The sequence below is a fragment of the Treponema sp. genome, assembly GCF_051883275.1.
In the GTDB taxonomy this organism is placed as follows: Bacteria; Spirochaetota; Spirochaetia; order Treponematales; family Treponemataceae; genus Treponema_D.
The window spans coordinates 222,815-236,539 of record NZ_JBJETK010000046.1; the positions used below are offsets into that span (position 1 = coordinate 222,815).

The following is a 13,725-nucleotide window of genomic DNA, read 5'->3' on the forward strand; positions in this document are numbered from 1 at the left end:
TAAAAAATTTTGTCTTTAAAAAGTTTGCGTTGCAGGCTTGATGTATGGGAAAAATAAACTGTTGCTTTTTGTTGGAGTTGAAAAATGGAATCACCGAAGGTATGTCTTACGCTTACAGGAAAAACACTTGCGGAGGATCTTGAATTTCTTAACAAGTACAGAAGCTATGTTGATATGGCAGAGCTCCGGGTTGATTTTTTAAATCAGGATGAGCGGCTGTATGCAAGGCGCTTTCCGTCCATGGCAGGAGTTCCGTGTATTCTGACAATACGGCGCGAGGTGGACGGCGGAAAATTCGTGGAAGGGGAATCTGCCCGCACAATTCTTTTTGCCCGCGCGCTTTCTTTTGCGGATGAGGACAGGACAAAGAATTTCGCCTATGTTGATTTTGAGGAGGACTATCATATTTCAAGCCTTGAGGATGCGACTCTTGCATTTGAAACCAGAATAATCCGCAGCTTTCATGATATGAAAAATCCTGTGAGAAATATCCAGGAGAAGCTGAAATCGCTGAATCCTTCCGGCTTTGAGATTCCCAAGATTGCCTTTATGCCGCACAGCCTGGATGATGTGACAAATCTGTTCAGGGAAGCTTCCCGGCTGTCTGGAAACAACCAGATTCTGCTTGCAATGGGCGCAATGGGAATTCCAACGAGAGTTCTGGGCGGCAAGCTCAAGAATTTTCTGACATACACTTCCGCGCCAGAGTCAATCCAAAATACATCGAACATTGCCCATCTGGACGCTGTGACACTCGGCGGCCTTTACAGGATGAAATCTATCAACGAGGCTACAAAAATTTTTGGAATAACAGGCTGGCCTCTTTCCGGAACATCAAGCCCGGAGCTTCATAATACAGGATACTGCCGCCACGGAATGAATTCGGTCTACATTCCTTTTCCTGCTGAAATTTTTGAGCAGGCGCTTGAATTTTCAGAGCAGGTCGGAGTGCAGGGATTTTCTGTGACAGTGCCGCACAAGGAGGCTGCTCTTGCCAGGGCTGATACAGTGGATGGAGATGCAATGGAAATCGGCGCGAGCAATACGCTGGTTTGCAGGGACGGAAAATGGATTGCCTACAATACTGATGCGGAAGGCTTTTTGAAGGCGCTGCTTGAGTTCCTGAATTTGAAGAACCTGAAGCGCAGGAAAGTTTCTATAATCGGCGCAGGCGGAGCTGCCCGTGCTGTGGCCTTTGCTGTCCATAAGTCCGGCGGAAAAGCCTGTGTTTTTAACCGCACATTGTCAAAGGCCAAGAATCTGGCTGAAAAATACGGCTTTGACTATGCTCCGCTGAATTTCGAGTCATCTCCGATTATCAGGAAATATTCTGATGTGATTATACAGACAACATCAAAGGGAATGCATTGCGAGGAGCCTTCAAATCCTGAAAATGATCCTCTTTATTTCTATGATTTTTCCGGAAAGGAGGCGCTTTTTGATATAATCTATATGCCGAAAGCCACTCCGGTCATGATTCGTGCGAGGGAGGCTGGATGCAAAATCTGCAATGGATTCAGCATGCTGCTTTATCAGGGATATAAACAGTTTGAATTATATACAGGAGTTGAATACTGATGTGTATTTCCAAGGATGAACAGAAAGTTCTTGCGGCTTCAACTGCGGTTGATGCATTGATTGAAGAGGGGCTTATTTTCAGCGGAATGAAAATCGGTCTTGGCACAGGCTCTACTGCGATGCCGGCTGTCCGTCGTCTTGCCCAGAGAATTTCCGACGGAACTTTGTCAGATGTAAAGGCGGTTGCAACAAGTTTTCAGACAACGCTTGCATGCGAGGAGCTGGGCATTCAAGTCTGCACTTTGAACGACAGGGCTGTGGGCGGCTCTCTTGATCTTGCCATTGACGGCGCGGATGAAATCGACAGGGAGAACAATCTTATAAAAGGCGGCGGCGCGGCTTTGCTGCGTGAAAAAATTATTGCCTACAACTCGCTTCATTTTGCGGTTGTTGCGGACAGCTCAAAGGATGTTCCTTCGCTTGGCACCGGGTTTGCGCTTCCAGTTGAAATAATAGCGGAGGCAAGAGTTCCCGTGATGCGCGAGCTTGAAAAACTTGGCGCGGAATGTTTTCTCCGTGAGGGAGTAAAAAAAGCAGGACCTGTGGTTACCGACAACGGAAATCTTATTGTGGACTGTAGATGGAAGTCGCCTGTAAATCCTTCAGAGATGGAAGATGCAATAGACCGCATAACGGGCGTTGTTGAATGTGGATTTTTTACAAAGAACAGGCCGGTTGTGTTTATCGCCCAGCCGGATGGAACTGTTGTGCGCCGCTAGGTTTCAACTTGAATTTAGGGGCAACTTCAATTTATAATCGGTTATTATGGAAAAATTAAAGATTTTATTGGCTAAAGGAAGAATTTACGAGTCTGTGTATGAGCTTTTAAGCGATGTAGGAATTTCTTTGAAGCTTCCGGACAGAACATATTTCCCTATTACAAATCAGAAGGATCTTTCGTTTCAGATTGTAAAGCCTCAGATTGCCAGCGTGCTTCTTGCGGCTGAAAAGGCTGATGTCTGCTTTTCTGGAAAAGACTGGGTTTTTGAAAACGGCGTTGAGGATTCCCTTGTTGAGATAATGGACTTGGGCTTTGATCCTGTGCGCGTGGTTGCGGCTGTTCCGGAAGATGTTGACTATGATGCGCTGTCAAAGAAAAGCGTTACAATCGCCACGGAATATCAGAATTTGAGCAAAAAGTGGATTGAGTCAAAAAAGATTGACGGAACAATTTTCCGCACATGGGGAACGAGCGAGGGTTTTGTTCAGAATACTTCAGATTCAATAGCCCAGATTCTTATTGACAATACAAGCACCGGCTCTTCGCTTAAAGCAAACCGCCTGAAAATTGTTGACACTCTCATGGAAAGCTCCACAAGAATGTATGCTTCAAAAAAGGCTATGGAAGATTCTGAAAAAAAGCAGAAAATTCTTGAGCTGAAAATGCTTTTTGCGGCGGTTCTTGATGCGCGCGACATGGTTATGCTTGAGATGAATGTTTCCAAGGAGCGTTTTGATGAACTGGTCAGCGCGCTTCCTGCTATGAGAAGCCCTACTGTAAGTCCGCTTTTTGGAGATTCAGGCTATGCTTTGAAGACTGCTGTTAAGAAAAGCGAAGTTCCAGTTCTTCTGCCGAAGCTCAAGGAATTCGGCGCAACGGATATTCTTGAGTACGAGCTTAGAAAAGTAATGTCTTGAAGAGGAATTTTATGGAAAGAACTGCAAGCATAAAGCGTATAACCGGAGAAACCCAGATAGAGCTTTCTCTTTCTCTTGACGGAACTGGAAAATGCTCAGTAAAAAATCCCATCGGTTTTTTCGGCCATGCGCTTAATTCATTCTGCAAGCACGGGCTGTTTGATTTGTCCGGCGAGCTGAATGGGGATCTGGAGGTTGACCAGCACCATCTCATAGAGGACACAGGAATTGTTCTTGGACAGTGCTTTGCCGCCGCGCTTGGAAACTGCGCAGGAATTTACCGCAGCGGATTTTTTATTTATCCGATGGACGAAACTCTTGTGCAGGCCGCTGTTGACTTCGGGGGCAGGCCGTTTTGCGTGGTGAATGCGGATCTTTCAAATATTCCCCTTGTTTCAATAGGGCAGAACGGGGTGTCGTCTTCGTTTCAGACTGACTGCTTTGTGGATTTCTGGCAGGGATTTGCAAGCGGCGCAAAATGTAATCTTCACTTGGATACAATCCGCGGCCGCAGCGATCACCACAAGATTGAGGGGCTTTTTAAAGCGGCTGCCCGTGCTATCCGTCAGGCTGTGGAAATTGACAGCAGGCGCAACGGAGAAATTCCAAGCACAAAGGGAATCATTTAGAATCCGCCGGGAACGGCTTTCCGGGGGTTCTGCTTTTCAGATATTGATTTTTAGGAAGGAAAATATGGATAGCACAGAGGAAATTTTGAATTTGCTGCGTGACAATGCGCGCATTTCCGTGGAAGACATTTCCGCGATGACAAAAAAAACTGTTGAAGAGGTAAAGTCTATTATTCAGCAGCTGGAAAACGACGGTGTTATCATGAAATATGCCGCAATCATCAATCCTGAAAAGGACTCCAAGGCAAAGGAGCATGTTTGCGCCGAAATTGAAATTCAGGTTGCGCCGGAGCGTGAGCATGGCTTTGACGGAATAGCTGACCGCATTTACAGATTTCCCCAGGTGAAATCCCTTTATTTGATGAGCGGCGGATATGATCTGAAAGTGATTATTGAAGGTGAAACTCTTCAGGAAGTCGCCCTTTTTGTGGCAAGAAAACTTTCAACTCTTCAGGGGGTTCGTTCCACAAAGACACATTTCATCCTGAAGACTTACAAGGAAAATGATATTGTTTATATAGAGGAAAATTCCGACAGCCGGGAAGGAGCAATGGCATAAATGAATACACGTGAAGACAGATTTAGCTTATCAATGGTGCAGACTCCTCCAAGCGGAATCAGGAAATTTTTTGAGATGCTCATCGGGCATGATGATGTTATTTCGCTTTCTGTCGGCGAGCCTGATTTTCCGACTCCATGGTGCATAAGGGAGGAGGCTTTTTATCATCTTGAAAAGGGGCACACAAGCTATACTTCCAACTGGGGTCTGCTTGAGCTTCGCGAGGAAATTTCAAAATACATGCAGACTTATGGCATGTACTATAATCCGCAGAAGGAAATTCTCATAACGGTCGGAGCAAGCGAGGGTGTGGATGCTTCCCTGCGCGCTATTCTCAATCCGGGAGATGAAATTATTGTATGCCAGCCATGCTATGTGAATTATGTTCCCCTGGCGCGCCTGTGCGAGGTTACTGTTGTGCCTGTTGATACAAGTGTCAACGGTTTTTATCCATCAGCGCAGCAGATTGAGCAGGCTGTGACTCCTAAAACCAAGGCGATTATGATTTGCTCTCCAAACAATCCCACAGGAACAATGATTCCAAGGGAGGAGCTTGAAAAAATAGCGGAGATTGCAAAAAAACATCAGATTTGGGTCATAAGCGATGAAATTTACTGCGAGCTGGTCTATGATGACGCGGAGCATGTTTCTATAGGCTCTTTCCCTGGAATGAAGGACTATACGATTATTTTGAATGGATTTTCAAAGGCCTTTGCAATGACGGGATGGAGAATAGGCTTTATAGCAGCCCCTTCGGATCTTCTGTCGCAGATAGTGAAGCTTCATGGCTACAACACGATATGCGCTCCTATTTTCAGCCAGTATGCGGCAACTGAAGGGCTTCGCAACAGCTGGGCGGAAGTTGAAAAAATGCGTGTAAGCTACCAGCAGCGCAGGAATCTTATGCACAAGGCGTTCTGTGACATGGGGCTTCCTGTTCCGGAGCCTTCGGGCGCATTTTATATGTTCCCTGATATTTCCTCAACAGGACTTTCCAGCGAGGAATTCGCCACAAGGCTTTTTAAGGAATATAATGTCGCTGTTGTCCCGGGCAGCGTTTTTGGCGCGGGCGGCGAAGGCCATATAAGATGCTGCTATGCGACTGCTGTGGACAAAATAAAAATTGCGCTCGATAAGATTTCAGAGTTTGTTCAGAATTGCCGAAAAATTTAAGGGAGCCTCTGGAAATTTCAGTTTTAGGGGCAGCCTGTTACGGTGAGCACTGGATAATTACATTCGTTTTGTTCAGTGTTTCCTTGAATTTATAGGAAACCTCGGAAAACTGAAGTTTTTCTAAATAACTATAAGCAGAAAAAATCCGATAAACAAAGGTAAAAAAGTTGCTTGAGTTTTTTGCCCTGAAGATTTTTTGGAATTTCTGAATGGAAGGTTCTTTATATGTCATACCTTATTGCCACTGTTATAACGATTGCGCTTGCTGCTGTGCTTAGTTTGTTTCTGGGCGGCGGCAAAAACTCTTCAAAAAAGAAAAACAGCACAAACAGAAACAAGGCACAGATTATAAAAGAAGCGAATAAAAAACTTGCAAAGAATCCCCATGATCCGGCCGGTCTTATTCCACTGGGGGACGTTTATTTTTCAAGCCAAATTTGGGATAAAGCCTATTCGATTTACAGTGATCTTTCAAAGCTTGATTCGAAGGGCGGAACGATCAATCTTGAGCAGTGCTTTCTGCGGCTCGGTGTAAGTGCGCTGAAGCTTGGAAAGAACGCTGAGGCTGTGCAGGCGCTTTTGAGCGCATACAAGATTAACTCGCTGGGCTTTGACAACAATTTTTATCTCGGGCAGGCCATGTTCAACCAGAAATTCTATGACAAGGCTGCTCCGCTGTTTAAAAAAGCGATTCTTGCAAATGGAGAAGCGCCGGGTGTGTATTTTTTTCTTGCCCAGAGTCTTTATTATGCAAAGAAATACAAGGAATGTCTTGCGTTTTTCAAGAAAGCCCTGGACGAAGATCCTGCCAACAAGGAAGTTCTTTTCTGCATGGCGGATGCGATGTTCCAGGAAGGCCGCGGAGATCGCGCTATAAAAATTTTTATGCATCTTAGAGCCGACCCTGTTTACGGGGCAAAATCCTGTCTTAGGGCTGGAATTTTCCATGTAAGGATGAATGACCTTGATGCGGCGATTCAGGATTATGAAATAGGGCTGAAGCATGAAAATTCCGCGCAGGAGCTTCGTGTGGAAATCGAGTATAATCTTGCCAGATGCTACTTTGAAAAAAAACAGATTGCAAAGGGACTTTCGCTTTTAAAGAATATCCGGGATTCTGTGCAGAATTACAAGGACGTAAATTCCCTTATCAACCGCTACCAGGAGCTGAGCCAAAACAGCAACCTGCAAATTTATATTTCTGCCAACAGCAATGATTTTGTGGCCCTGTGCCGGAAATTTATTCTGACAAAATACAAGAATTCAAATATAAAAATACAGAGCATTGAGCACGATTCCCTTTACACGGATATTCTGACTGAAATTTATGCTACTACATGGCAGGATGTTGTTTTGTTCAGGTTCTTCAGGACAACTGGTTCAGTCGGGGAAATTTATATCAGGGAATTCCACGAGCACATGAATGACGTCAATGCCGAGAGGGGTTTTTGTGTTTCCGCGGGATTGTTTTCAGCTGAAAGCAAGAAATACATTGAGGGCCGCCCCATTGATTTGATAGAAAAAACTGAACTTGCAAAAATACTGAAACTGATTGCTGTTTGATTTTAAGAAATTCCGGAAAACAAAAAAGGCTGCCCGTTAACAGGACAGCCTGTGTTTTTTTTTAGAATGCGGCTACAACTTCGCCGTCTTTGAATTTTTCTGATATATACTTTTTGATTTTGTCGCTCTGCAGGGCTTTTACGATTGCCTTTATTCCGGCTTCGTTCTGTCTTCCGTCCTTTACAGCAATGATATTTACATACGGAGAATCTTTTCCTTCAACAAAAAGCCCGTCCCTTGTGGCGGAAAGTCCTGCTGGAATCGCATAGTTTCCGTTGATAACCGCAGCGTCGACATCGCTCAGAACTCTTGGAATTGAAGCCGCGTCAAGCTCCTTGAATTTCAGTTTCAGCGGATTTTTTGTTATATCAAGCGGTGTGGCAGTGATTCCCGCATCCTTTCTGAGTTCAATCAGTCCAGCTTTCTGAAGAAGCAGAAGCGCGCGTCCTCCGTTTGTAGGGTCATTTGGAATTACAACAACAGCCTTCTTGCCCAAATCTGAAACCTTTGAAAATTTCTTTGAATACAGCGCAATCGGCTCGATGTGGATTCCGCCGGCGTTTACAAGGTGATAGCCTTTTTCCTTGTTTGTGGATTCCATGTACGGAATGTGCTGGTCGAAGTTTGCATCAAGCTCTCCGCTTTCAAGGGCATCATTGAGAATAACATAATCTGTCATTTCGATGATTTGAAGATCAACACCCTGCTCTTTGAGGTCGTCTTTTATAAGGCTGAGCATTTCCGCATGCGGAACAGGTGTGGCTCCGACTTTTACTTTTGTCTGGGCATTTAAAAGGGATGCTGCAAGAATGGCAGCCGCCAATGTCGCTATTTTTTTCATTTTTTTCCTCCGGAATATTTGAGATATGGTAAAAATAGCTTTTCTTTGTTTTGATGTCAATTATTATATTTTTATACTCAGTTATAGTTTTTACCTATAGGAAAAGCTTGAAATCTGCCTGCTTAATATTGCTTTGCAATACTGAAACAGTCATGGTATAATATTTAAATAATTTCATTTAAAATTTACTGCTAATCTGGAGAATACCATGGCTTTCGATGATGATAAAATTGACCCGGGCATTGCCGCTTTGCTCGCTGATGATACAATTCCTGAAATGGAATTCGATGTTTCAAAGAAAAGCAATTTTTCCTTCGGCGGAACCAAGAATAATGACTTCAATAATTTTGTAGCGGAAAAGACATCTGGAAAACCCAAGATGACCGGCTGTGTTCCGGAAGTTGACCTCAATATAAAATCATTCAGCCCGATTGAAAAATTTTTTGAGGAAACACCGAATACTTATTATGACGATCCGGCATATTATAAAAAATGCCTTACCGGCGAAGGAAGCAGCTCACAGAGACTCCATTCGCTTATGCTGAAATATCTTAACTGCCAGGATAAAAAGGACCGCACTGTTTACCGCCAGCAGATAATCACTGCGTACTGGGAATTTTTAAGAACTCTTGCGCCTAAAATGGCAAGTCCTTCTGTTGAAAGCTGCAAGCGTATGGCCATGCGCTTTGGAATTCTTCTGCCTTCCCTGGCGACTCCCGAGCAGAAAAAAATGTTTGCCAGCTCAATTGATAAGAATGTTACCTATGAGCCGGTTCTCTACATGGATGAGTGGATACGTTCTGTTGCGCTCGGACACATGAAGCCCAGCACGACAGATGAAGTGCCGTCAAAGGGAATAGCAAAAGGCCCCGCCGCGGAGCAGCAGCACATAATGGCTTTGAAGAGCAAGAACAGCGGAAAAATTCAGACGGCAGAAAGCCTTTTGAATGCGAGGGAGGCGGAAAGGTCTACTCTTGAGAATTCCGTTGAAAATAAAATCCGTGATATTTTTCAGCATGACTCTATTCCGGGGCTTGAGCCGCATAAGACTCCGTACACTGACATACAGAGAAAAATGTTCAGTGATATTATAAATGACTTCAGGCAGCTTCAGAAAATTGACAAGGATCTTTCAAAGCATCTTGAGGATTTTAAGGAAGCGAAGCAGACAGAACTGAGCCTGAATGACAAGTCAAGCGGCTTTGTGGAAGAAGTGAATGTCGGCAAGGAAGAAATTCTCGGCGAAATGAGCACAATCCGGCAGATGGCAAAAATGACCTGCGGCCGCCAGGGAAACCAGTATCCGGTTTTTACAAGGGAATTTTTCCACTGCACGGAAAAAGGCACGGGGTTCCGCGAGAATGTAATACAGGAGCTTGCATGGATTGAATCGATAGATCCACAGTGTTTCTGCCGAATTCATAAGAATATTCCCCACAGGATTGTTCCCTATGTTCTGCTTGTTCCGACTTATGGCGATGTCGGGTTCTGCTGGGAGCCGTTTGACCGTTACAACAGGCTTTCAAGCCGCGGCCGCATTGCAATTCCCATGTATCCGCGTGACCTGAGGATTGCATGTCTTACCGCAGTGGCTGACTTGAGATGGCAGGTTGCCAAGGAAAAAGCTTCGTTCGACTGGATGAGCGACGGTCTTACCGGACACTATTATCAGTATCTTGAAGAGCACAAGATGAAGGGCGACATAAAGCAGTTCTTCATAGAGGATTATATTCTTTGGATGACAAAAGAGTCCATGGGCACACAGAAGCTTGAAAAAGAAGTCCGCGGAATTTTCTGGCGATATATTCCGTTCCCGCAGGAAATAAAGGATGATTTAAAGAAACGAAGCCTTGTCTATCAGGAGCTTTACCAGAGGGATATAAACAGAAGCATGAGCGATGGCTATTGATTTTTCAGTGCTTGCCTGATGCGGCCCGGCAGCTGAAAAATCCGTTGTCCCGGCGGAAGTCTTTATTCCTGGCTTGAAAAGAGATTCCAGAATTCCCGGTCTTCCTGACCTATTCTCCAGAAGCCTGCGTTTGGAACGCTCTTTTCCATGAGCATGCGGCATCTTGCCTCAAGAGACTGGCAGTCGTCAAACCAGCCTTTTACAGTGACTTCAGTTTTGAATTCAAAGTGAGGAATTTCTTCTGTGCGCTGAATTTCAGGGTTTGAGTTTTCAGACAGTATCCGTGTGATTCCGCTGTGGTACCATGCCTTTGAAAAGTTCGGCTCTGCCCAGGTTCTTCCGTAAAAAGGCAGCCCCATTATTGCTTTTTCCGCGGGAAGCTCGCTGAGTGTATGCTCCGTTATTCTTTTTAGCCAGTCCATTCCTGAAACAGGCCCGGGCGCGCTTGTTGCCCAGTGCTGGTCGTAGGCCATTATGAAAATTCTGTCCGCATAAGGCTCAATCAGTGAATAATCATAGACATCATTCGAAACTTTTTTTGTTCTCGCAGGAACGCATACTGAAAGTGTTTTGTTTCCGATGCTTTTTTTCAGTGCTTTAAGGAAATTCCTGAAATTTTCTGCATCGCGGGCGGGAACCAGCTCAAAGTCAATCTGAAGCCCGTCGAAATCCTGCGCTGCCTCTGCGAGTGTCCGGATTATTTTTTTTGAAACCCGGTACTTCGGGTCGAGCACAAAATGGGTGAGCGAGCGGCTTTCGCATATCGCAACAAGATGGACATTTCCGTTGTATTCAGCAGGAATTTTGCTTCTGTCCGGAATAGAAGGAATTTCTCCGTATTCATTTATTTCCGCGCTGAAATAGCAGAGATCTGTTATCGGCATGTCAGGTGAAAATTCATTTTCCCGGCCTGCGATGACATAGCTCCAGGTTTCGCTGAATTTCAGGTTTTCCTTTGAAAATGCAAAAAATGATAGCGCCAGTGTTGCCAGTATTGCGATTTTTCTTTTCATTTTTTCCTCTGTTTTTATGGTATGTGTATTAGTTCACGCGGCTTGGAACCGTTTGCCGGCCCTACAATTCCGCGCTCTTCCATTTCTTCCACAAGGCGCGCTGCCCGGTTGTATCCTATGCTCAGCCTTCTTTGAATGTAGCTTGCGCTCGCTTTTCCAGCCTGAACCACAATGTCCAGGGCTTTTTCGTAGAGCGGATCTTCGCCTTCTTCCCCGAAAAGAGAAAACTGTTCTGCGCCTTCCTCTTCCTCATCGTCGACAAAGATTTCATCGTCGATATATTCAGGCTCGCCCCATTCTTTTACAGCATCAACAACATTTTCGACTTCCTGGTCGCTTACAAAAGCTCCCTGTATGCGCACCGGGAAAGGATCGGTTGAGCTTGTGTACAGCATATCGCCCTTGCCCAGAAGTTTTTCGGCGCCTATCTGGTCTATGATTATGCGGCTGTCTGTTTTTGCGGCGACCATAAATGCTATGCGGCTTGGAATGTTTGCTTTTATAAGTCCCGTGATGACATCCACAGACGGACGCTGGGTTGCAAGCACAAGGTGAATTCCAACCGCGCGGCTCATTGCGGCAAGCCGGGCCACAACACCTTCAAGCGCTTTTCCTGTTGTTGCCATCAGGTCTGCGAATTCGTCGATTATTATAACCATGTACGGCAGTTTTTCTGTTGCAATATGCTGCTCTGTTATTTTTCTGTTGTAGTTTGAAATATCCCGGCAGCCCATGCTGTCCAAGACTGCGTATCTCCGCTCCATTTCGCACAGACAGTATTGAAGAGCCTGCATTGCTTTTTTAGGCTCCGTTATAACAGGCGTCAAAAGATGGGGAATTCCATTGTAAAGCTTCAGCTCGACAATTTTCGGGTCGATTAAAATCAGCTTCACTTCGCTTGGATTCCGCTTGTATAGAATGCTCAGAATCATGCTGTTCACGCAGACTGATTTTCCTGCTCCTGTTGAGCCTGCAATCAGGAGGTGAGGAGTTTTTACTAAATCCATAATCTGAGTTTCGCCCTCGATATCCTTTCCGAGTATGACAGGAACAGCCATTTTCTTCCATTCATTTCTCTGCTGCTCAATACATTCCCTGAAGGACACAATGGCGCGGTTCATATTTGGCACTTCAATTCCTACTGCGCGCTTTCCGGGAATGGGAGCCACAATACGCACAGAGCTTGCAGCCAGCCTGAGCGCAATATTATCGGAAAGAGTGACAATTTTGCTCAGTTTTACACCCGGCGCAGGCAGAAGCTCAAACATTGTTACCACCGGTCCTTTTCTGATTCCCGTGACTTCTGCATCAATTTTAAATTCGCTGAGTGTTTCCTTTAGGCTTTTTGCAGCCTGTTCTGTTTCCTTGTCTATAATCCAGTAGCTGTTTTCGTTGTAGGCTGTCAAAAGATCCGTTGAAATTTTGTATGGTCCGTAAGGTTTTTCCTTTGCCGGAACAGGCGGCGTGGTTTTGGATTCTGACTTTAAATCTGAAAACTCAAGCGGCTGTGAGCTTGTTTCCTGCGGTGAATTCCGGAGGTTTTCTATCTGGCTTCGGGCATCTTCTTCCATGCGCGAAAAAACGCTTTCAAGGTTTGACGGAGAGCTTTTTTTTTCCTGCGGAATAAAGGTTTCTTCCTCTGCGGAAAAATTCTGCGCCTCTTCTGGAGGCTCGTCCTCCTGAAATTCCGTGGTGAAGTTTTCCTGCTCTGCTGGAATTTCTTCCTCGCTGAATGGAGCGTATTCTTCGCTTTCGTTTATTTCAAATTCAGGCTCGATGTCTTCTTCCTGTGAAAATTCCTCGCCGGGCTGAATTTCAGTTTCCTCATCTTCGTCAATTTCAAAAATGTCCTCTGTTTGTTCCTGGTAATTTTCAGGCTCTTCAAAGTCAATGTCATATTCAATCTGGGAATTTTCTGCTTTGCTTTCGCTTTCTTCCTCGAATTTAGCCGGTGAAACTGCCTCTGAAATTTCTTCGGTCAGGGACATGGAATCCCTTTCAAAAAGATCGATGATGTCTTCTGTTTCAGTTTCCTCTGGCTCAGGCTCGGGTTCCGCTTCTGGCTCGATGTCCTCGCTGGGTTCCTCCTGGGTTTCAGTTTTTCCCTTTATTTTTCCGTCCGCATCGATTGACCATATATCGCTGTAGTTTTCCTGCGGAATCTTTGGTTCGGGTGTTTCTTCAGTGATTTTTATTTCCTCTGGAATTTCCCGCTCCGTCTTGGTATCTGAATTCTTTTTTGCGGCTGCGATGGTGTTTGCAAGGAGTTCTTTTATTTTTTGAGGGCTGATGCAGATTTTGTGATCCATCACTTTTTCAAGATAGGATGCGGCGGTTACTGCAAGAAGATATTCCAGCGCAACAAGAAGAAATGCAATGGCGGAAAGCGTGAAAATTTTGGCGAATGCGATAGGGCTTGTGTCCTGCGCTGCAATCGCTGTGGAAGTCCGCTCTGCGATCACAAGCGTAAAGAAGGGAACAATGCTTATCAGCAGAACAAAGGCTCGCTGCACTGACCATTTTGCGCTCAGACAGAATGAGCCTGCCACAAAGAAAAATGCTGGAATCAGAACAGAGCAGATTCCATATACAGATACAAGCATTTCTCCTGTGATGAGCAGCAGATTTTTCTCTGATGTAAATCCAAAATCCAAGGCCCCAAGAAAAAGCGCTATGGAAAACAGTGCAGCCACAGAATACAGGACAATTCCCGTTAATATTGCAGCGATTCTTTCTTTTTTTGTCATTGTATAATCACCTTTATAATATGCTGGAAAGTTCTCTTTATTATCGGTTTTTTTTTTAGGAAGTTAAGGAAGTGC

Annotated in this window: 11 protein-coding genes; 8 read left to right on the plus strand and 3 right to left on the minus strand. The window is 44.9% G+C overall.

The window, feature by feature from the left end:
- Nucleotides 1-84 precede the first annotated feature (84 nt).
- From aroE to ACI4L0_RS07810, 7 genes are all read left to right on the plus strand, one after another.
- Nucleotides 85-1,578 (plus strand): shikimate dehydrogenase, encoded by a 1,494-nt coding sequence (gene aroE / locus ACI4L0_RS07780; RefSeq protein WP_439799597.1) that lies wholly within the window; start codon nucleotides 85-87, stop codon nucleotides 1,576-1,578.
- A gap of 5 nt (nucleotides 1,579-1,583) precedes the next feature.
- The gene (rpiA, locus tag ACI4L0_RS07785; RefSeq protein WP_439799676.1) at nucleotides 1,584-2,297 is read left to right on the plus strand and encodes a ribose-5-phosphate isomerase RpiA; all 714 of its coding nucleotides are present in this window, start codon (nucleotides 1,584-1,586) and stop codon (nucleotides 2,295-2,297) included.
- Nucleotides 2,298-2,343: 46 nt separating this feature from the next.
- Nucleotides 2,344-3,216 carry an ATP phosphoribosyltransferase gene (gene hisG, locus ACI4L0_RS07790; RefSeq protein WP_439799598.1) on the plus strand — a complete coding sequence of 291 codons (873 nt, stop codon included), beginning with the start codon at nucleotides 2,344-2,346 and terminating at the stop codon, nucleotides 3,214-3,216.
- An 11-nt stretch (nucleotides 3,217-3,227) separates the two neighbouring features.
- Nucleotides 3,228-3,845 carry an imidazoleglycerol-phosphate dehydratase gene (locus ACI4L0_RS07795; RefSeq protein ID WP_439799599.1) on the plus strand — a complete coding sequence of 206 codons (618 nt, stop codon included), beginning with the start codon at nucleotides 3,228-3,230 and terminating at the stop codon, nucleotides 3,843-3,845.
- 64 nt (nucleotides 3,846-3,909) lie between these two features.
- On the plus strand, nucleotides 3,910-4,404 hold the full coding sequence (locus ACI4L0_RS07800) for an Lrp/AsnC family transcriptional regulator (protein ID WP_439799600.1): 495 nt from the start codon (nucleotides 3,910-3,912) through the stop codon (nucleotides 4,402-4,404).
- Nucleotides 4,405-5,577 carry a pyridoxal phosphate-dependent aminotransferase gene (locus ACI4L0_RS07805; protein WP_439799601.1) on the plus strand — a complete coding sequence of 391 codons (1,173 nt, stop codon included), beginning with the start codon at nucleotides 4,405-4,407 and terminating at the stop codon, nucleotides 5,575-5,577. It abuts the gene before it with no gap.
- A 225-nt stretch (nucleotides 5,578-5,802) separates the two neighbouring features.
- Complete coding sequence (locus ACI4L0_RS07810; protein ID WP_439799602.1) at nucleotides 5,803-7,140, plus strand: tetratricopeptide repeat protein; 1,338 nt, start codon at nucleotides 5,803-5,805, stop codon at nucleotides 7,138-7,140.
- Between the two features lie 61 nt (nucleotides 7,141-7,201).
- On the opposite strand, the gene ACI4L0_RS07815 is transcribed toward ACI4L0_RS07810, so the two are convergent.
- Entirely contained in the window at nucleotides 7,202-7,981 is a 780-nt protein-coding gene (locus tag ACI4L0_RS07815; RefSeq protein ID WP_439799603.1) for a MetQ/NlpA family ABC transporter substrate-binding protein, read from the minus strand.
- A gap of 208 nt (nucleotides 7,982-8,189) precedes the next feature.
- On the opposite strand from ACI4L0_RS07815, the gene ACI4L0_RS07820 reads away from it, so the two are divergent.
- A complete protein-coding gene (locus ACI4L0_RS07820) occupies nucleotides 8,190-9,890 on the plus strand; it encodes a hypothetical protein (RefSeq protein ID WP_439799604.1) in 1,701 nt (566 codons plus the stop codon).
- A gap of 62 nt (nucleotides 9,891-9,952) precedes the next feature.
- Here the strand turns inward: ACI4L0_RS07820 and ACI4L0_RS07825 are convergent, their stop codons facing one another.
- Together ACI4L0_RS07825 and ACI4L0_RS07830 are read right to left on the minus strand one after the other, a co-directional pair.
- Nucleotides 9,953-10,903 (minus strand): glycosyl hydrolase family 18 protein, encoded by a 951-nt coding sequence (locus ACI4L0_RS07825; RefSeq protein WP_439799605.1) that lies wholly within the window; start codon nucleotides 10,901-10,903, stop codon nucleotides 9,953-9,955.
- Nucleotides 10,904-10,917: 14 nt separating this feature from the next.
- A complete protein-coding gene (locus ACI4L0_RS07830; protein WP_439799606.1) occupies nucleotides 10,918-13,650 on the minus strand; it encodes a DNA translocase FtsK in 2,733 nt (910 codons plus the stop codon).
- Nucleotides 13,651-13,725 lie beyond the last annotated feature (75 nt).